Raw genomic sequence first — 18222 nt, 5'->3', positions numbered from 1 at the left:
GCGGGCTGCGCGGCATCCGCTCTGCCGCGGCATCCGCGCTCTGGCGAGGCATCCGCTCTGCCGGATGTCACCGCCCCATGTCAGAATCGTGAGTCGCGGGCGCGCGCCCGCGATGAGGGGAGCAGCCGAATGACCGCGACCGACCAGACCGTCAGCGACCGCAGCACCGACGACCGCACCGACGATGGCGCCCGGCGCATCGCCGACGCGCACGACGTCATCGAGGTGCGCGGGGCGCACGAGAACAACCTGCAGGGCATCTCACTCGACATCCCGAAGCGACGCCTCAGCGTCTTCACCGGGGTCTCGGGCTCCGGCAAGTCGAGTCTCGTGTTCGGCACGATCGCGGCGGAGTCGCAGCGGCTCATCAACGAGACGTACTCCACGTTCATCCAGTCGTTCATGACGACGCAGCCGCGGCCCGAGGTCGACAGCCTGCGCAACGTCTCGGCGGCGATCATCGTCGACCAGGAGCGCATGGGCGCGAACTCCCGTTCGACCGTCGGCACGGCGACCGACGCCTACGCGCTGCTCCGCATCCTGTTCTCCCGCCTCGGGCAGCCCTACGTCGGCCCGAGCTTCCACTTCAGCTTCAACGTGCCCGCGGGCATGTGCCCGCGATGCGAGGGCACCGGCGAGGTCAACGACCTCGACCTCGACCAGCTCTTCGATCGCGACAAGTCGCTCGCCGAGGGTGCGCTCACGATCCCCGGCTACACGGCCGACGGCTGGATGGTGCGCATCTTCACCGAGTCGGGATTCCTCGACCCCGACAAGAAGATCCGCGACTACACCGAGGCCGAGCTGCACGACCTCCTCTACAAGGAGTCGACGAAGGTCAAGGTGCAGAGCATCAACATGACCTACGAGGGCCTCGTGCCGAAGCTGCAGAAGAGCCTGCTCTCCAAGGATCGCGACGCCATGCAGCCGCACATCCGCGCCTTCGTCGACCGCGCGGTGACCTTCACCGCCTGCCCCGAGTGCGGCGGCGCGCGTCTCAACCAAGAGGCCCTCTCCTCGAAGATCAAGGGCATCAACATCGCGGATGCTGCGCAGATGCAGATCTCCGACCTCGCGAGCTGGCTCGCCGACATCGACGACCCGAGCGTCGGGCCGCTCATCGCGAACCTGCGGCAGAACGTCGACTCCTTCGTCGAGATCGGTCTCGGCTACCTCAGCCTCGACCGCCCGTCGGGCACCCTCTCGGGCGGTGAGGCCCAGCGCGTCAAGATGATCCGCCACATCGGGTCGGCGCTCACGGATGTCACCTACGTCTTCGACGAACCGACGGTGGGCCTGCACCCGCACGACATCCAGCGCATGAACCGCCTGTTGCTGCAGCTCCGCGACAAGGGCAACACCGTGCTCGTCGTCGAGCACAAGCCCGAGGTCATCGAGATCGCCGACCACATCGTCGACCTCGGCCCCGGCGCGGGCTCACGCGGCGGGCAGATCTGCTTCGAGGGCGACCTCGAGGGGCTGCGCGCCTCCGACACGCTCACCGGACGTCACCTCGACCACCGGGCGAAGCTCCGGGACGAGGTGCGCACGGCGTCGACCGCGCTCGAGATCCGCGGCGCCACGCAGCACAACCTCACCGGGGTGGACGTCGACGTGCCGCTCGGCGTGCTCACCGTCGTCACGGGCGTCGCCGGCTCCGGCAAGTCCTCGCTCATCCACGGCAATGTGCCGAAGCACGACCACGTCGTGGTCGTCGACCAAGCGCCGATCCGCGGCTCGATCAGGTCGAACCCGGCCACGTACACGGGCCTGCTCGACACGATCCGCAAGGCGTTCGCGAAGGAGAACGGCGTCAAGCCCGCGCTCTTCAGTGCGAACTCGGCCGGAGCCTGCCCGAACTGCAAGGGCATCGGGCTCGTCTTCGTCGAGCTCGGGCCGATGTCGACGGTTTCGAGCACATGCGAGGAGTGCGGGGGCAAGCGGTTCACGGCCGAGGTGCTCGAGTACCGCCTCAACGGCCTGAACATCGCCGAGGTGCTCGCCCTCTCGGTCGACGGCGCGCTCGAGTACCTCACCGACAAGACGGCACGAGTCATCCTGCAGCGCCTCGCCGACGTCGGCCTCGGGTACCTCGTGCTCGGGCAGGCGCTCAACACGCTCTCGGGCGGCGAACGCCAGCGCCTGAAGCTCGCCATCAGCATGGCCAAGAAGGGCACGGTCTACGTGCTCGACGAGCCGACCACCGGCCTGCACCTCGCCGACGTCGACCGGCTGCTGGCGCTCCTCGACCGGCTCGTCGACGACGGTAACTCCGTGATCGTCATCGAGCACCATCAGGCCGTCATGGCGCACGCCGACTGGATCATCGACCTCGGCCCCGGAGCCGGTCGCGACGGCGGGCGCATCGTCTTCGAGGGAACGCCGCGCGCACTCGTCGAGGCCGCGGCCACCGACGAGGCGACCCTCACCGGCACCCACCTGCGGGAGTACGTGGGCGCCTGAGGCCGGGCAGGGCCCGACGACCCGCGAGCCTCGCATCGCTCGTGCAGCGAGCGAGGATCGGGGTCGTCGGGCCGCCCGGCGTGGCTACGGACTGACGTACGTCTGCCGCTGGATCGTCGGCTGCGGCGGCACCGCCGGGAGCCAGTCCGGCTCCTCGTCGGGGAACTCGTCGTCGGGCGCGGCGGGCGCCGCCGACTCGGCCGCTTCGGCCACCTCGGCCGCGTCGGGCGGCGGCAGCGTGCCGAGTCGATCGACCTGCTCCGTGAGGGCGTCGAGCACCGAGCGCAACTGGATCTGGGCGACCTGCGCATAGGTGCGCACGTACTCGATCTCGGGCATCGACGGCAGCGGGATGCTCGCCGTCGTCGTCGCAGGTTCGGTCGGCGCGGCAGCCGCGGTCGCGGCGGCGCGCTCCTGTGCCTCGCGATACTGGGTGCGGGCCGTGATCACGAGATCCCGGGCGTACTCCTCGGCGTCGGCGACCGCCTTGTCGGCGATCACCTGGGCCTGCGAGAGCAGACCGACGGCGCCCAGCGTGACCTCGCGCTCGAGGTCGGCGGAGTCGGACGTGCGGAGCTTGGTGTTCTCGGCACGGAGTTCGGCGAGTTCGCGCCGGTTCTCGGCGAGCTCCCGAAGGTTCTCGGCCAGTGCCGCCCGTACCTCCTCGATCGTGCGCGCGAGGTCGGCCACGTACGCGTCCACTTCGGAGCGGTCGTAGCCCCCGAGCGGGCGTGAGGCGAACTTCACCGTACCCGTCTCGGGCAGGCGCGAGACGGCGGCGACGAGGCCGCCCTCGGGTGCCGGCGGGCCCTGGATCAGGAGTTCGTCTGCGTCGTCCCAAGTGGTCATCGGGCACTTCCCATCGGTTCTTCCACGAGCGGCGACGGCTGCGGGTCACGCAGCCCGTCCTCATCGAGTGTGGCGAACAGTTCGAAACGGATGTCGGGTGACGGCACACCGAGCTCGCGCAGCCGGGAGGCGGTGTGGCGCACCATGGACGGCGATCCGCAGATCATCGCGAGGGCGCCGGGGGTGACGCCGGCCTCAGCCGCGGCGTCGCTCACGAGCCCCTTGCGACCGGGGTAGCTCCGGTCGTCGGACACGACCGGTGTGTAGCTGAACCACGGTCGACCGGTCAGGCTCTGCATGAGGCGGTTCTCGTACAGGTTCCACGGGACTCGAGCGCCGTGGAGCAGGTGCACGCGCGGGGCGTCTCCGGTCGCCTGCCACTGCAGGTCGATGCGTTCCAGGTGGGCACGGAGCGGCGCGAGGCCGGTTCCGCCGGCGACCATGACGAGGTCTCGATCGCGGTCGGCCTCGTCGAGCGTCAACTCCTGCCCGACCGCCGAGCCGAGCCGCAGCACGTCACCGGCCTTCAGTCGCCGCACCATGGCGCCGGAGACCTGCCCGCCCGGTACCAGTTGCACGTGGAACTCGATCGTGCCGTCCTGCCGCGGCGCGTTGGCGGCGCTGAAGTAGCGCCACAGGCGCGGGGCGTACGGCGTCTCGACGGCGAACGACTGCCCGGGCTCGAACGGGAGGTCGGGTTCGGGGCGCACGTGCACGATCGCGACATCCATGCTGCGCCGCTCGACCGCGGTGACGTGACCCGCCCAGGAGGCCGGGCTGCTCAGCTCCGACTCCTCGGCGGCCTGCACCATCGCGGTCGCGATGACGCCGTACGCGCCGGCCCAGTCCTCGGCGAGCTCCGGAGTCCAGAGGTCGCCGAGGAAGTGCTCCAGTGTGGTGAGCAGCGAGAGGCCGACCGCGTCGTAGTGCTCCGCGATGACCTCGAACCTGCGGTGGTCGCGGCCGAGCTGCTGGATGAACGCGGTCACCTCGTCGAGTTGATCGACGTTGGAGACGATGCGCCCGAGCGCGCCGACGAGTCGGTCGCGCTGGGTGGCCATCGCGACCGGGAACATCGCCCGGAGCTCGGGGTGCGTGTAGAAGAGGTGCGAGTAGAAGAAGAGCGGCACCTCGTCGCCGAGCGACTCGGCCAGCGACCAGGTGTGCTTCAGCGCAGCGGTGTCCACGCCGTCAGTCTTGCGTCGCGCCGACCTCGACGATGTCGGGTTGCGTCGCGGCGACGGCGGTCACGGTGCGGTCGATGATGTCGGACGGAACGCCGGCTTCGGTGAGCGCAGCGATCAGGTGCTCGGCGACGGCGCCGAACTCCTCGGCCGTGATGCCCATGTTCGCGTGGGCCGCACGCAGGTCGCGTCCCTCGTAGGCGACCGGGCCGCCCATGACCTGGGAGACGAGCGCGACCTGGTGCCGCTTGAGCCGGACCATCTCGATGCCCTCGAAGTGCTTCAGCAGTCGGTCGTCGGCGAGCACGAGCTCGTAGAACCGGTTGACGACGGCGGTGACGGCGGGTGCGCCTCCGACGGCTGCGTAGTCGCTCTGGGCTTCGGGTTGGGTCTGCAGATCGAGGGAGTTCATTCGGGCGTCCGTTCGGTAGGGGGGTGTGAGGACTTCCCTTTCCTAGCAGAACGCGCCCCCTCAGATCAAAGCTTTTCTGCATGTCGCGTGGGTTCGGAGCGGGCGTTCAGTCCCGTCTGGCACCCTTCGTCCCCAGCTTTCGTCCTCGGCTTCCGTCGCCGCGGATAGGCTGGTCGGGTGGAACTCGGTCTGGCCTTCGCCCTCGCGTGGGCCGTGCTCGCGCTCGTCGTGGGCGTCGTGCTCATCGCGAAGCGCCGCTGGCTCTCCGAGACGATCACGGCCGAGCGTCAGTCGACGGTGGCGCGCGCCGGAGCCCGCGGTCCGGGCGCCGTCGTCTTCCTGGTCGTGGGCCTGGCCTTCGTCGCGATGGGCCTGTTCATCATCGTCTGGTGGGCCTCGGCCCTCTGACCGACGCCGTCCGAGCGGCGCCGTCGGATCCGCCCCGACCGTGGTCTCGCTACTCGATCGTCGGCGAGTGCGCCCGCACGAACGCCGCGACGGGCACCGCGAGCCCCGCGCCGATCTCGGCGGCCGGCCGCTTGGCGCCCTTCACCTCGAACGAGTGGTTCGCCTCGGCGATCCAGTCGAGGGTGGCATTCGGCCCGACCCGGGCGACGACGTCGTCGAGCTGCTCGGTCGGCTGGGCGAACGGGTCGTTGCGTCCCTGCAGGAAGAGCATGGGCACGGTGATGCCCGGCAGGTGCTCGTCTCGCGGCTTCTCGGGCTTGCCGGGCGCGTGCAGCGGATAGCCGAGGAAGACGAGGCCCGCGGCCTGCATGCCCTCGGCGACGGCCATGGACGCCATGCGTCCGCCGAACGACTTGCCCGATGCCCAGATCGGCTCACCGGGGTGGCCGGCTGCGGCCGCGCGTGCGGCCGCGACATCCATCACCGCTCGCCAGGTCGCGATCGCGACCGGCGGGCGATCGGGGAACTTCCGCCCGGCCTCGCGGTACGGGAAGTTGAAGCGCAGGGTGGCGATCCCGTCGTCGTTCAGCGCTCGCGTGAAGCCGGACATGAACGGATGCTCCATGCCGGCGCCCGCGCCATGGGCGACGACGATCGTGGTCGTCGCTCCCGGCGGCCGTGCGGAGACGGCGGAGACGGGCACGCCGTCGACGTCGATCGTGATGGGCTGTTCTGCGGTGGTCATGCGCGCCTAGAGGTTGAACAGTTCGAAGACGCCGCCGATGACATTGCCCGCGCCGTCGGCGAGGTCGCCGACGGCCGAGGTCAGCTCGACGACGCTGCCGGCCGCCTCGATCGCGACGGCGATCTCGGCGGTGACGTCGACGAGGTCGCCGAGGCTGTCGAGGTTCGTCGTCGCGAGCTCTGCGTGCTCGAGCTTCAGCTTCGCGAGCCACTCGCGTTCGAGCCCGAAGACGACGGCGTACGGCAGCAGCCGTTCGTGCAGGTGGAAGCGGGCGATCGGGTCCGACCCCGGCGCCACGGACGACGCGGGCGACACGGCCGCCGACGCGAGTGCCCCGGGAGCGTCCGGCGTCACGACAGCCTCGGATGCCGCGGCATCCGTCGTGCGCAGCTCTGCGCCGCTCGGTGACTGCAGCACGCGGAGCCGGTCGGCTTCCGCGAGCTCGAGGTACTGCTTCAGGCCGGCGAGGTGCTCGCGGCGGGCGTCGGCGGCCGGCAGGAACTTGCGCCACGACGACGGCGTCACGAAGATCGTGGCGATCGTCGCGGCGATCGCGACGAGCGTCGCGATGAGCGCGCCCCATTCGCCGCCGATGATCGTGAAGACGAGGAAGAGCGCCTCGACGAGCATGCCGAGGTAGGCGAGGACGGTGAGGGTGACGCCGGGCCACGTGACACGGCGCTCGGCCACGAGCCCGTCGCGCGCGAGGGCGTGCTCGGTGTTCAGCAGCAGGCTCTTCAGCCGCCCGGCCAGGGCGCGGCGATCGGCCGAGAAGCGGCGCACGCGCGTGCTCGTGTGCTCGGGGCCGAAGAGGGCTTCGAGCAGCGCGGCCTCCTCGGCGGTGAGCACCGTTCCAGAGACGAGCTCGACGCCGATGGGTTCGCGCTTGCCCGCTCCGGCGATCAGGTGGATCTTGCGCTTCACGGCGAGGTCGATGAGGGCAGCGGATGCCGCGCGCCGATCGGCATCGACGAGCAGCGCATCCCGCAGCACCGTCGTGTCGCGCGCGGGGGCGTACTGCACCACGCGCGGCGTGAGGCGCTGGGCCGCGACCGCGCGCGCGACCAGCCCGAGCCCCAGGATGAGGAACGCGGGCAGGATCGCGAAGACGAGGACGGCGGTCAGCACGCGCCCAGTCTAGGGATTCGGCGACCCGGCGAGCGGGAACGCGGGGTCAGGCGGTCGCTGGCCTGCGCGTGTGCGGCGGTCGGGCGACGCGCCTGCACGGTGCCGCGGATGTCGGAGGCCCGGCGTACCGTGACAGCCATGACGAAGCAGATGCAGCACTCAGCACCCCACCTGGTGATCGATGAGCCGTGTCCCCGCTGCGACTCGCTCGCGGTGCGCGCCATCGTCTACGGACCGCTCGACTTCGAGGTCGAGGCGGGCGATGCCGCCGGCGCGCTCGCGCACGACGAGGAGCCCATCTTCGACTGCCGCGAATGCGGCTTCCAGTGGGGCGCGGCGGTGCGCGACCGCCTGAGCTGACGAATGCCAGCTGACGAAATCCCAGCTGACGAATCGCGAGCCGACGAGTTCCGGGCACGAGTCGCGAGCCGAGGCTACTCCTCGACGAGCTCGTCGCGGATGCGGCGAAGGTCCTCCATGAGCGAGCCGATCAGGATCCAGTGACCGGACTTCGGCGGCGTGATCACGAGCGGTGACGTCAGGGCCGGGATCGCCGAGGTGGGCGGTTCGGGGTCGACGTCGGCGAGGTGCACGGCGAGCCGCACGTCGTGGGCGGCCCGGCGCAACTGCTCGGCGATCGCCTGCACGGTGGGCTCGTCGGCGAGCGCCGCGTCGTAGTGGTCGAAGAAGGCCCGCGTCATGCCGATCACCTGGGTGACGATCGGGCTCAGCCGCTCGAGCAGCGTGCGCATCTCGATGAGCTCGGTGCGGTGCGCGGAGCGGCGGGGATTCAGCGTGAGCGATTCCTCACCCGTGGCGATCGAGGCATCCGCTGCATCGCGCATCGGCCGCATGAGCCGCGCCTCGACCATGAGACGCTGCAGGTCGGCGGGCGTCTGCGGGCTCTCGAGCGCACTCGCGAGGCGGTCGAGGGAGCTCGCGAGCTCACCGCCGAGGAGCGCGAGGTCGCGCCGCGCCGGCGAGACGGTGACCGGCGGCACGATGAGCGCGTTCACGATGATGCCGATCGCCGCGCCGATCAGGGTCTCGAGGATGCGGTCGACGGCGTACTCGGGCGACGAGGAGCCGAGCGCGAGCACGAGCATCGCGCTGATCGCGACCTGGTTCGAGGTTCCGGGCGTCATCTTCAGCGCCCACGCGACGAGCATCGCGATCACGATCGTGACGAGGATGATCCAGCTGTTCACCCCGAAGACGAGCGACGCGGCAGTGGCGACGATCACGCCGAGGATCACCCCGATCGACCGCTCGATCGCCTTGCCGAACGACTGGTTCACGCTCGGCTGCACCACGAGCAGCGCCGCGATCGCGGCGAAGACGGGCAGCGGCCCCGGAATCAGCCAGCCGGCGATGAGCCACGCCGCGATCGTCGCGGCCGAGGCCTTCGCGACCTGCAGGATCGGCACGCGACGGGAGGCGCGGAACGTGCCGGTGATGCCCATGCGGACCACGCTACTGCGGGATGCCGCGGGGCTCGTCTTCGCCGTGCTCGGGGATGTCGGGGTCGTCGGTGACGGCCAGCGGGTCGTGGTCGACGATCTCGTCGACGTCGGCGGTCGGCACCGAGTCGGGCAGGGCGTTCTCCTCGGCGAGCGTCGCGGGGGAGGCGCGGCGGGGCGCCGCGGCATCCGTTCCCAGGCGGAGGCGCTTGCGCAACCCGCGCACCCACTTCGGCTGTCCCGCGACGAGACCTCGCTCGAGCGGTTCCTCGACCTCGAGCCCGTAGTGCTCGCCGATGTGGTCGATGAACTGCGCACGCTCGGCCTTCGCGTAGGCGCGGCGCTCCCGGGTGAAGGCGATGATCGTCGACCAGCAGATGAGCAGCATCACGATGCTGAACGGCAGCGCGATGATGATCGCCGCCGTCTGCAGGGCCTTGAGCCCGCCGCTGAGCAGCAGCGCGATCGCGAGCAGCGCCGTGATCGCGGTGAAGATCGTGCGCACCCAGCGCTTCGGGTTCAGTTGGCCGCCGGTCGCGATCATGCCCATCACGAGTGCGCCGGAGTCCGCCGAGGTGATGAAGAAGATCGTGATGAGCAGGATCACGCCGACCGTCAGCACCGGCGTGCCGGGAATGTAGGTGAGCAGCTCGAAGAGCGCCGCCTCGACGTTCACGCTGCCGTCGGGTTGGGTGAGCGCGCCGGGGTCGGCGAGCTCGATCGCGAGCGCCGAGCCGCCGAGCACGGCGAACCAGAGGATGCCGATGAGGGTCGGCACGAGGATGACGCCGGCGACGAACTGGCGCACGGTGCGCCCCTTCGACACGCGGGCGATGAAGATGCCGACGAACGGCGCCCACGAGATCCACCAGCCCCAGTAGAACGAGGTCCACGCGGCCTGCCACTCTTCGCCCTCGGTGCCCTGGAAGGCGCTCACGTTGAAGGAGAGGCCGATGAAGTTCTGGATGTAGTTGCCGATCGACTGCACGAACTCGCGCAGCAGGAACTCCGTCGGCCCGAGCGCGAGCACGTAGACGACGAGGATGCCGGCGAGCACGAGGTTCGCCGTCGACAGCCACTTCATGCCCTTCGTGACCCCGGAGAGCACCGACCACAGCACGAAGACGGAGATGACGAGGATGATGACGACCTCGCTGAGCGCGGTCGGTTCGAGGACGCCCAGGTAGTCGAGGCCGGCGCTGATCTGGAGCACGCCGAGCCCGAGCGAGGTGGCGACACCGAAGAGCGTGCCGACGAGGGCGATGACGTCGATCGTGTGCCCCCAGCCGCCCTCGACGCGCTTGCCGAGCAGCGGCTCGAGGGTCCACCTGATGGAGATCGGCCGGCGCCGGCGATGGATCGCGTAGGCGAGCCCGAGCCCGACGACGACGTAGATCGACCAGGCCTGCACGCCCCAGTGCAGGTAGGTCTGGCTGAGGGCCTGCTGCGCGAGCGCCTCGGGCGTGCCGACGACACCCGGTCGCGGCGAGACGAAGTGGCTGAGCGGCTCGCTCACGCCGTAGAAGACGAGCCCGATGCCCATGCCCGCGGCGAAGAGCAGCGAGAACCACGAGAGCAGCGAGAACTCGGGCTCGTCGTCGTCGCGGCCGAGCTTGATGTCGCCGAACCGGCTGAAGCCGACGAACAGGCAGAACGCCACGAAGAACGCGGCGATGAGCACGTAGTACCAGTTGAAGGTGTTGACGATGCTCGACTGGATCGCGCCGAACATCGCCTCGGCCGCCTTCGGGGCGATGAGCGCGAAGGCGACGAACAGGGCGACGACGCCGGCGGCCGGCCAGAACACCCATCGCTGCACGGGCGGAAGCGATCGGTGCGGCTTCGCACCCGCGGCATCGGTCGTGCCCGCGGCATCCGCTGCCCGTGCCGGGGTTCCGCCCGGATCGGAGTGCTCGGTCGGCTCGTTCGTCGTACCGCTCATACGCCCACGGTATCGAGGCGGGCACGGCGCCGCATCGGCACGCGCCGGTCGCGCCGGGGCTGGTGCGGGTGCCGGTGCGGGTGCCGGTGCGGGTGCCGCGCCGTCGCCGTGCCCGTCCGCGACTCCTCGTGTCGGACGCGGGGACTATCGTGGCGCGCATGGTCTCCATCGACGCCGACCTCGCACGCCTCGGCACCGAGTTCTGGCAGTGGCGCGCTGGGAACTCCTTCCGCACCTCCGACGACATCCCGCGCATCGAGCGGCCGCCCGGCTGGGTGCCGCGATTCGATCCGGCGAGCATCGACGCGCAGCGGCGCGAGCTCGAGCCGTTCGTCGAGCGGTGGCGGGCGACGGATGCCGCGGCGCTGCCGATCCCCGACCAGGTCGACCACCGGCTGCTGGGGTCGGCGCTCGCGCGGGTGCGCTGGGAGCTCGACGTGCTCCGCAACTGGGAGCGCGACGCCGTCTTCCTCACGAGCCAGATCCTCGGTCCGTGGTTCGACCTGCTGCTCGCGCCACCGCCATTCGGTTCGCAGCGGCAGGCAGATCTCGTCACCGTGCTCGGTGCTGTTCCGCAGGCGGTCGATCAGGCGATCGCGAACCTCGATCGCGCCGGGGTCGCCGCGCTCGCCAGGGTGGCCGCAGGCGAGCTCGCCGACATCGGCCCGCGGGTCGCCCGCTCGGTCGCGGCGCTCACCGGGCACGTCGATGCCGCGACGGCGACCGCGCTCGCCGAGGCGCAGCCCGCCGCGAGCGCGGCGCTCACCCGGTACGCGCAGTGGCTCGAGGCATCCGCAGACCGGCTCGGCCCCGAGGTCGTCGTCGGCCGCGACGCCTTCGTCTGGTACCTGCGTCAGGTCGCGCTCGTCGCGGCAGAGCCCGAAGAGCTCGTGCGCGGTGCCCTGCAGGAGTACCGGCGTGCGATCGCTGCTGAGACGATCTCGCGCAACGCCCATCGCGACGCAGTCGAGGCGCCGCTCGCCGTCGACGTCGCCGCCGAGGTCGCCCACCAGGCCGAGGCGGAGGAGGAGGTCCGGAGCCTGTACGAGCGCGAAGGCCTGCTGAGCCAGCCCGACTCGCTGCGCCGCTACCGATTCGCGGCGTACCCGGCCTACCTCGCGCCCGTCTCGTTCCTCGGTGTCACCGACGACCTCACGAACGAGCAGTCGCGCGAGCGCGATGCGGTCTCCTACGTGCCGGCACCCGCAGCCGATCTCCCGTACTTCGACGCCGCGAACGCCCGCGACCCGAGGCTCGGCATCATCCACGAGGGGGCGCACAGCCAACAGCTCGCACGCTCGTGGGGGCACCCGCGGGCGATGCGACGGCACTACGTCGACTCGGTCGCCAACGAGGGCATCGCCCACTACAACGAAGAGCTCATGCTCGACGCCGGCCTCTTCGACGACGCCCCGCACTCGCAGACGACGGTGTACAACTTCATGCGGCTGCGGGCGCTGCGCGTCGTCGTCGACGTGAACCTCGCGACGGGCGCGTTCGGCCTCGAGGAGGCGATCGACTTCTTCGTGCGTCTCGTGCCGATGGATGCGCTGACCGCCACTGAGGAGACGTCCTACTACGTGGCGACGCCGGGGCTCGCGATGTCGTACCTCGTCGGCAAGCTCGAGGTGAAGCGACTGCTCGCCGACGCCGTGGTCGCACGTGGCGACGACTTCTCGCTCCGCGAGTTCCATGATTCGCTGTGGTTGAACGGCAACGTGCCGGTGTCGTTGCAGCGCTGGGAGATGCTCGGCGACCGCGCCGACGTCGACGTGCTCGACGCGGCCGGCGACTGGCTCGACACCTTCCCGGGGTAGGAGTGCGGGCGGCGCCGTGCCATGATCGGCCTGTGGCCGACCGACTGATGCTCCTCGACACCGCTTCGCTCTACTTCCGCGCGTTCTACGGCGTGCCCGACTCGATCACGGCGCCCGACGGCACTCCCGTGAACGCCGTGCGCGGCCTGCTCGACATGATCGCGCGCCTCGTTCCCGACTTCGAGGCGACGCATCTCGTCGCCTGCTGGGACGACGACTGGCGCCCGGGCTGGCGGGTCGAGCTCATCCCGAGCTACAAGGCGCACCGCGTCGAGCGGGCCGTGCCCGGCGGCGTCGACGTCGAGGAGACGCCGCCCGGACTCATCGTGCAGATCCCGCGCATCCGCGAGGTGCTCGGCCTCCTCGGCATCACGATCGTGGGGGCGCCCGAGCACGAGGCCGACGACGTCATCGGCACGCTCGCGACCGGTGCCGACCTGCCCGTCGACGTCGTCACGGGCGACCGGGATCTCTTCCAGCTCGTCGACGACGAGGCATCCGTTCAGGTCGTCTACACGGCGCGCGGCATGAGCAAGCTCGAGGTGCTGACCGACGCCTCGGTCGTCGGCAAGTACGGCGTGCTGCCGCAGCAGTACGTCGACTTCTCGGTGATGCGGGGCGACTCGTCCGACGGACTGCCGGGCGTCGCAGGCGTCGGCGAGAAGACCGCCGCGTCGCTCTTGCAGCAGTTCGTCGACCTCGACGGCATCCGAGCGGCCGCAGCGGATGCCTCGGTGCCGATGTCGGCGAGCGTGCGTGCGAAACTCGCGGCCGCCGCCGACTACCTCGACGTCGCACCGACCGTCGTAGAGGTCGTGCGCGATCTCGACCTCGGCGAGTTCGACTCGCGACTCCGACCCGTCACCGGCCCCCGCCGTGAGGCGCTCGAGGCGCTCGCGACGGAGTGGAACCTCGGCGGATCGGTGGCGCGGGTGCTCGCGGCCCTCGATGCCACGGCGCCGGTCGGGTAGGTTCGCCCGACCACCCGGGCACGGTGGATGCCGCATGCGCGTGTGCACGCGGCATCCGTTGCCTGCGCTACCGCAGCGGGATCACCGGACAGGTGAAGGATGCGACGACCCCGGTGTCGATCGCGGCGCCGGCGTCGATGGCGAGCTGCAGCTCCGCGTCGGAGTCGAGCACGCCGTCGCCGTCGGTGTCGCCCGCGTCGACCGCCGTCTGGTAGCCGCCGGGGAATGCGAGGGCGTGAACGCGCCAGCGGCCGCCGTTGTAGTCGGTGTCGCCGGGCGCGGCCGTGGCGACGTTGGGCTGCGCGCCGCCGAAATCGTAGATGACGTCGAACGACTTGGCCGGGGCGCCGGTGCGCGAGAGGTCGTTCGGTGTCGCGACCGTACGGTACCGCGCGCCGTCGACATAGAAGGCGGCGCCGGTGACGCCGCCGGAGCCGGCGGCGTGCGCCGCGGTCGGAACCAGCGCGAGCGCCGCGACGGCGGCGCCGGCGAGAACGGTGCGTGAGAGCAGTCGTTTCATCGGAATTCCCTTCGACCGGTCACTGACCGGCTCGGTTTCCGGCCTCGGCCGGGCGATCATTCGACCGCTCGACCAGTTCAGCCGGATGCCGCTGCGAACGCCATGACGGCCCGCTTACCGTCTCCTTACAGGGTCGTGACGGATGCCTCCGGCAGCCGTCTCCGCCCCGCTCGGCGCGCAAGCGGAGAATACGCTGGGCTCGTGGCACTCGTGCTCGTGGTCGACGACGACACCACCGTCGCTGAGGTGGTGGTGGCGTATCTCGAGCGTGCCGGGATCGAGGTCGAGAGCGTCGTCGACGGAACCGCGGCGCTCGAAGCCGCGTCGAGGTCGGCACCCGATGCGGTCGTGCTCGACCTGATGCTGCCCGGCATCGACGGCATCGAGGTGTGTCGTCGGCTGCGCGCCGAGCGCCCCCATCTTCCGGTGCTGATGCTCACCGCCAGGGGCGAGGAGGACGACCGCGTGCTCGGACTCGAGGCCGGCGCCGATGACTACATCGTGAAGCCGTTCAGTCCGCGCGAGCTCGTGCTGCGCGTGCAGGCGGTGCTGCGGCGAACGGCCGGACCCGCCGGAGCCGCCGGTGCCGCCGCTGACGGTCGCTCCGGCGTGCTCGAGGACGAGGGGGTCTCGCTCGATCCGGTGGCCCACCGCGCCTGGTGCGACGGCCGGGAACTGCAGCTCACGGTGCGCGAATTCGACCTGCTGCACTGGTTCCTCTCGCACCCGGGTGCGGTGCACGACCGAGAGACGCTGCTGCGCGAGGTGTGGGGCTGGGAGGTCGGCGACCTGTCGACGGTCACGGTGCACGTTCGCCGGCTCCGCGAGAAGATCGAGGCCGACGCCGCCGATCCGCAGCGCATCGTCACCGTGTTCGGCGTGGGCTACCGCTGGGACGGTGGCGCATGAAACTCGACATGCTGCCCGCCCTCGCCCTCGCCGCGTTCGTCGCGACCGCCGTCGGACTCGTCGGTGCCGTCGCCGTGCTCGCGGTCGCTCGCCGGCGACCGACGCTCGCCGCCGTGCTCGGGCCGATCGTCGTGATCGCGGCACTCGCCATGGGGGTGGCGACGAGCGTGCAGACGATGCTCCTGCCCGACGCGGCTATCGCGGCCATGCTGTGGCTGCTCGCCGCCACCGTGCCCGCGGCGCTTGCGATCGGCCTCGTGCTCGCCGTGCGCACCCACCGCCTCGGTGCCGAGCGCGCGGCAGCCCTGGCTGCCCGCGAGCGCGACGCGGCCGCCGAGGCGAGGCGCCGTGAGGTCGTCGCGTGGATCTCGCACGACCTGCGCACCCCGCTCGCCGCTGTTCGCGCACTCGCCGAGGCCGGCGAGGACGGGATCGCGGTGCCGGCCGACGCGCTCCGCGGCATCCTCGGCGAGAACGCACGCATGACGGCGATGGTCGATGACCTGCTCGCCTTCTCGCGGTTGCACGCTCCGGGCGTGCGGCTCGATCGAGTGCCGACCGACGTGGGCGACGTCGTCTCCGACGTGCTCGCCTCGATGCGGCCGATCGCCGTCGCGGCATCCGTCGGCCTCGCCGGTGAGGTGCAGGGCGACGTCGTGGTCGCGGCCGATGCGGGGCTCGTCGCGCGCGCGGTCGAGAACCTCGTCGTGAATGCGATCCGGCACACGCCGGCCGGAGGCGAGGTACGGGTGGACGTCGCAGCCGACACCGATTCGACGGTGGCGATCACCGTCGTCGACGGCTGCGGCGGGATCGCCGCCGGCGACCTCGAGCGGGTCTTCGAGCCCGGGTGGCGCGGCACGCCGGCGCGCACGCCCGGCCCCGGCGGCGGCACCGGCACCGGACTCTCGATCGTGCAGCGCGTTGCCGAACTGCACGGCGGCGTCGTCGGCGTCGAGAACGTCGAGGGCGGATGCCGATTCCTGATGCGGCTTCCCTCGGCCTGATGCGGGGCAGCAGGGGCCGGCGAGGCCCGGCGTTGCCCGGCGATGCCTCGCGGAACGAGAATGGGCCCGCCTCCGTGGAGGCGGACCCATCGTCCAGGTGCCGCGGACTACCCGGCGGGGTTCGTCACCACGACCGACATGGTGCCGCCCGTGTTCTGGTCGGTGACGGTCACGGTCACGCCGTGGCCCGCCACGTAGACGCCGGCGAGCGGGTTCAGCGGGCTGAAGAACGCATCGGCGATCTTGTCGCTGAACGTCGCCGTCTGCTGCCGCGTGCCGTCGGAACCGACCGCCGCGACGGACTCCACGTGCTGGTTCTTGCCCTTGCCGACGAGGATCTCCTTGTGCAGCGCGGTCGCGTCGACCTTCTGCAGGCCGAAGGTCGCGTCGAACGGCTGGCGCCGGTTGCTCGGCATCGTGCCGTCGGGGTAGGTCATCGGCGCGACGCCCGCGTCCACCGGGAGCGCGAGGCCGTGGCCCTCGTGCTCGATGGTGTTGTTGTCGGAGTACGTCTCGTCGATCGCCCACACGAGCAGTCCGTCTTGGAAGGCGAAGTGCTCGACGTGGTCGGGCTGCGTGAGGCCGCGGTCGAACTGGTACGGACCCACCTCGAGCGTGGCGTCGTAGTCGACGTAGGTGCGGTTCTCGGCGAGGTAGTACCGGTCGCCCGAGGAGACCTCGGAACCGGTGCTCTGCCGGAACCCGCCTGCGGCGGTCCATCCGCTGCCGTCGTTCTCGACGTCGTCGGTGAGGATCGTCGTGCCGCCGCTCTTCACGACGATGTCGTCGATGAACGCGCCCGCGAGGTGCACGCCCCCGTCGCTCTGGTAGCGGAACCGGAACCGGGTCTCGGCGTTGCCGCCGGGCACGGTGTAGCGCAGCGTCGTCCACTTGCCGTTCGACGTGTCGGAGACGGTGCCGACCGTCGTCCAGTTCGTGCCGTCGGTCGAGTACTCGGCGTACAGGTAGTCGTACCCGGCCTCGATGTCGTACCAGGCCTTGGCCGTGACCGTCGCCTTGCTGACGCCCGACAGGTCGAGCGTGCGGGTCAGCGTGGTGTTCAGGTCGTCGGCGCTGGTGGTCCACCAGGCCTTCGCGCCCGATGACGGCGTCGTGTACTCGTTCGTGACCGACTGGTCGGGCACGTCGATGACGAGCGCTTGGTCTTGCCCGTCGACCTGCAGCGCGGCGGGGCTCAGGGTGTGCGAACCGCCCTCGCCCGGGTTCACGATGGAATAGTCGAGCCAGCCGAGCTGGAGCTTCTCCCACGGGCCCATGTAGTTCGGGGTCGTGCCGATGTCGTCGAGACCCTTGTTGAGCCACGAACCGCTCGACATGAGCGTCCAGAACGCTGTCGAGTTCTCGCCGCCGGCCGTGTCGTAGAAGTCGGGCAGTCCGAGGTCGTGCGCGTACTCGTGCGCGAACACGCCGAGGCCGCCGTTCTCCGCCTCGACCGTGTAGTCGCCGATCCAGTAGCCGGTGTCGCCGATCTGCGCGCCGCCGAACTTGGCGTTCGCGGGCCCGGTCACCCCGTAGTCGGTCGAGTTGACGTACCAGCGGTGCGACCAGATCGCGTCTTCGCCCTGGGCGCCGCCACCGGCGTCTTCGCCCTCGCCGGCGTGCACGGCCTGGAAATGGTCGAGGTAGCCGTCGGGCTCGTCGAAGTCGCCGTCGCCATCGGCGTCGTAGCGGTCCCAGACGTCGAACGTGCCGAGCTCGGCCTTGATCTCGGCGTCGCTCTTGCCGGCCGCGACCTGAGCGTCGTACCAGGCGTTGCCGGTGTCCTCGATGAACTGCCATGCGCCGCCGAAGTCCTCGACGGTGTTGTCGCCGTAGGTCGAGGCGTTGCCGGGCACCTGCACCCAGTCGCTGACCTCGCCGTCGACGGTGTAGTTGCCGTTCGACTGCTTCGTGTAGAAGTCGGCGAAGGACTCGCCGTCGCCGAAGAACAGGTCGTCGTAGTACGGCGTCTCGAAGGCGGGAGCCCAGTGCGTGCTGTTGTTCACCGCGCGGTCGGGTTCGGGGATCTCGTTGTGGAGCGGGCCCGGCGTCGAGCCGAGCTTGCCGGAGGTCTGGTCGCCGAACTCCGAGAGGATCGTGAACAGCCGGCCGGTGCCGGTGACGGATGCCTCGTAGTACTTGTCGACTCCGAGCTGCACGACTCCCTCGTCACTGGGGGAGGCCTGGCCGGAGAGGATGAGCTTCTGGGCGGCCTTGCGGCGCTCGTTCTGGCGATCGGTGAGAGGGCCGGGGCGGTTGTCGAGGCGTTGTGCTGCCGAAGGCGAATCGGGTGTGTCGCCGGCAGGTGCGGCGAATGCGGCGGGCACCATTGCCACGCCGCTCGCCATCGTCGCGCTCGCCGCCACGAGGGCGAGCACTCCGAGATTGCGTCGTTTCACGTTGACTC

16 protein-coding genes are annotated in these 18222 nt (G+C 70.7%); 7 read left to right on the top strand and 9 right to left on the bottom strand.

The genetic code is table 11. The features are described 5' to 3' along the window. Nucleotides 1-129 precede the first annotated feature (129 nt). Nucleotides 130-2463 (top strand): ATP-binding cassette domain-containing protein, encoded by a 2334-nt coding sequence (locus ASD23_RS13780; protein WP_082571452.1) that lies wholly within the window; start codon nucleotides 130-132, stop codon nucleotides 2461-2463. A gap of 84 nt (nucleotides 2464-2547) precedes the next feature. Here ASD23_RS13780 and ASD23_RS13775 read toward each other — a convergent pair whose 3' ends face one another. Genes ASD23_RS13775 through ASD23_RS13765 form a run of 3 tightly spaced genes read right to left on the bottom strand, consistent with a single transcriptional unit; the run spans nucleotide 2548 to nucleotide 4908 of the window. Further along, on the bottom strand, nucleotides 2548-3312 hold the full coding sequence (locus ASD23_RS13775; RefSeq protein ID WP_056011662.1) for a DivIVA domain-containing protein: 765 nt from the start codon (nucleotides 3310-3312) through the stop codon (nucleotides 2548-2550). Continuing rightward, complete coding sequence (locus tag ASD23_RS13770; protein ID WP_056011659.1) at nucleotides 3309-4499, bottom strand: globin domain-containing protein; 1191 nt, start codon at nucleotides 4497-4499, stop codon at nucleotides 3309-3311. Before ASD23_RS13770 ends, ASD23_RS13775 begins: the two co-directional genes overlap by 4 nt. A gap of 4 nt (nucleotides 4500-4503) precedes the next feature. Next, nucleotides 4504-4908, bottom strand: a complete 405-nt coding sequence (locus tag ASD23_RS13765) for a group I truncated hemoglobin (protein ID WP_056011656.1) — start codon at nucleotides 4906-4908, stop codon at nucleotides 4504-4506. A gap of 177 nt (nucleotides 4909-5085) precedes the next feature. On the opposite strand from ASD23_RS13765, the gene ASD23_RS13760 reads away from it, so the two are divergent. Continuing rightward, entirely contained in the window at nucleotides 5086-5316 is a 231-nt protein-coding gene (locus ASD23_RS13760; RefSeq protein ID WP_056011653.1) for a hypothetical protein, read from the top strand. 49 nt (nucleotides 5317-5365) lie between these two features. Here ASD23_RS13760 and ASD23_RS13755 read toward each other — a convergent pair whose 3' ends face one another. Together ASD23_RS13755 and ASD23_RS13750 are read right to left on the bottom strand one after the other, a co-directional pair. Continuing rightward, nucleotides 5366-6061, bottom strand: coding sequence for an alpha/beta hydrolase family protein (locus ASD23_RS13755; RefSeq protein WP_056011650.1), 696 nt, complete (start codon nucleotides 6059-6061; stop codon nucleotides 5366-5368). A 6-nt stretch (nucleotides 6062-6067) separates the two neighbouring features. Further along, on the bottom strand, nucleotides 6068-7189 hold the full coding sequence (locus tag ASD23_RS13750) for a DUF2207 family protein (RefSeq protein WP_056011647.1): 1122 nt from the start codon (nucleotides 7187-7189) through the stop codon (nucleotides 6068-6070). Nucleotides 7190-7327: 138 nt separating this feature from the next. Here ASD23_RS13750 and ASD23_RS13745 point away from each other — a divergent pair, with 138 nt between their 5' ends. Continuing rightward, nucleotides 7328-7549 carry a hypothetical protein gene (locus ASD23_RS13745; RefSeq protein WP_056011644.1) on the top strand — a complete coding sequence of 74 codons (222 nt, stop codon included), beginning with the start codon at nucleotides 7328-7330 and terminating at the stop codon, nucleotides 7547-7549. A gap of 74 nt (nucleotides 7550-7623) precedes the next feature. Here the strand turns inward: ASD23_RS13745 and ASD23_RS13740 are convergent, their stop codons facing one another. Together ASD23_RS13740 and ASD23_RS13735 are read right to left on the bottom strand one after the other, a co-directional pair. Continuing rightward, nucleotides 7624-8652, bottom strand: a complete 1029-nt coding sequence (locus ASD23_RS13740) for an FUSC family protein (RefSeq protein WP_056011641.1) — start codon at nucleotides 8650-8652, stop codon at nucleotides 7624-7626. A gap of 10 nt (nucleotides 8653-8662) precedes the next feature. After that, the gene (locus tag ASD23_RS13735) at nucleotides 8663-10591 is read right to left on the bottom strand and encodes a BCCT family transporter (protein ID WP_082571451.1); all 1929 of its coding nucleotides are present in this window, start codon (nucleotides 10589-10591) and stop codon (nucleotides 8663-8665) included. Nucleotides 10592-10749: 158 nt separating this feature from the next. Here ASD23_RS13735 and ASD23_RS13730 point away from each other — a divergent pair, with 158 nt between their 5' ends. Together ASD23_RS13730 and ASD23_RS13725 are read left to right on the top strand one after the other, a co-directional pair. Continuing rightward, complete coding sequence (locus ASD23_RS13730) at nucleotides 10750-12408, top strand: DUF885 family protein (protein ID WP_056011634.1); 1659 nt, start codon at nucleotides 10750-10752, stop codon at nucleotides 12406-12408. A gap of 32 nt (nucleotides 12409-12440) precedes the next feature. Continuing rightward, nucleotides 12441-13379: a 5'-3' exonuclease gene (locus tag ASD23_RS13725; protein ID WP_056011631.1), complete on the top strand. Its 939-nt coding sequence runs from the start codon at nucleotides 12441-12443 to the stop codon at nucleotides 13377-13379. A gap of 67 nt (nucleotides 13380-13446) precedes the next feature. On the opposite strand, the gene ASD23_RS13720 is transcribed toward ASD23_RS13725, so the two are convergent. Beyond that, complete coding sequence (locus ASD23_RS13720; RefSeq protein ID WP_056011628.1) at nucleotides 13447-13899, bottom strand: hypothetical protein; 453 nt, start codon at nucleotides 13897-13899, stop codon at nucleotides 13447-13449. Nucleotides 13900-14100: 201 nt separating this feature from the next. Here ASD23_RS13720 and ASD23_RS13715 point away from each other — a divergent pair, with 201 nt between their 5' ends. Both ASD23_RS13715 and ASD23_RS13710 read left to right on the top strand, forming a co-directional pair. Then, the gene (locus ASD23_RS13715) at nucleotides 14101-14808 is read left to right on the top strand and encodes a response regulator transcription factor (protein WP_056011625.1); all 708 of its coding nucleotides are present in this window, start codon (nucleotides 14101-14103) and stop codon (nucleotides 14806-14808) included. Then, nucleotides 14805-15815 (top strand): sensor histidine kinase, encoded by a 1011-nt coding sequence (locus ASD23_RS13710; protein ID WP_082571449.1) that lies wholly within the window; start codon nucleotides 14805-14807, stop codon nucleotides 15813-15815. Before ASD23_RS13715 ends, ASD23_RS13710 begins: the two co-directional genes overlap by 4 nt. A gap of 107 nt (nucleotides 15816-15922) precedes the next feature. Here ASD23_RS13710 and ASD23_RS13705 read toward each other — a convergent pair whose 3' ends face one another. Continuing rightward, nucleotides 15923-18214 carry an immune inhibitor A domain-containing protein gene (locus ASD23_RS13705; protein ID WP_157377100.1) on the bottom strand — a complete coding sequence of 764 codons (2292 nt, stop codon included), beginning with the start codon at nucleotides 18212-18214 and terminating at the stop codon, nucleotides 15923-15925. Nucleotides 18215-18222: the final 8 nt, after the last annotated feature.

It is taken from the genome of Agromyces sp. Root1464, from assembly GCF_001427265.1.
GTDB classification, from domain to species: domain Bacteria; phylum Actinomycetota; class Actinomycetes; order Actinomycetales; family Microbacteriaceae; genus Agromyces; species Agromyces fucosus.
This window is presented reverse-complemented; position numbering and strand designations above follow the sequence as displayed.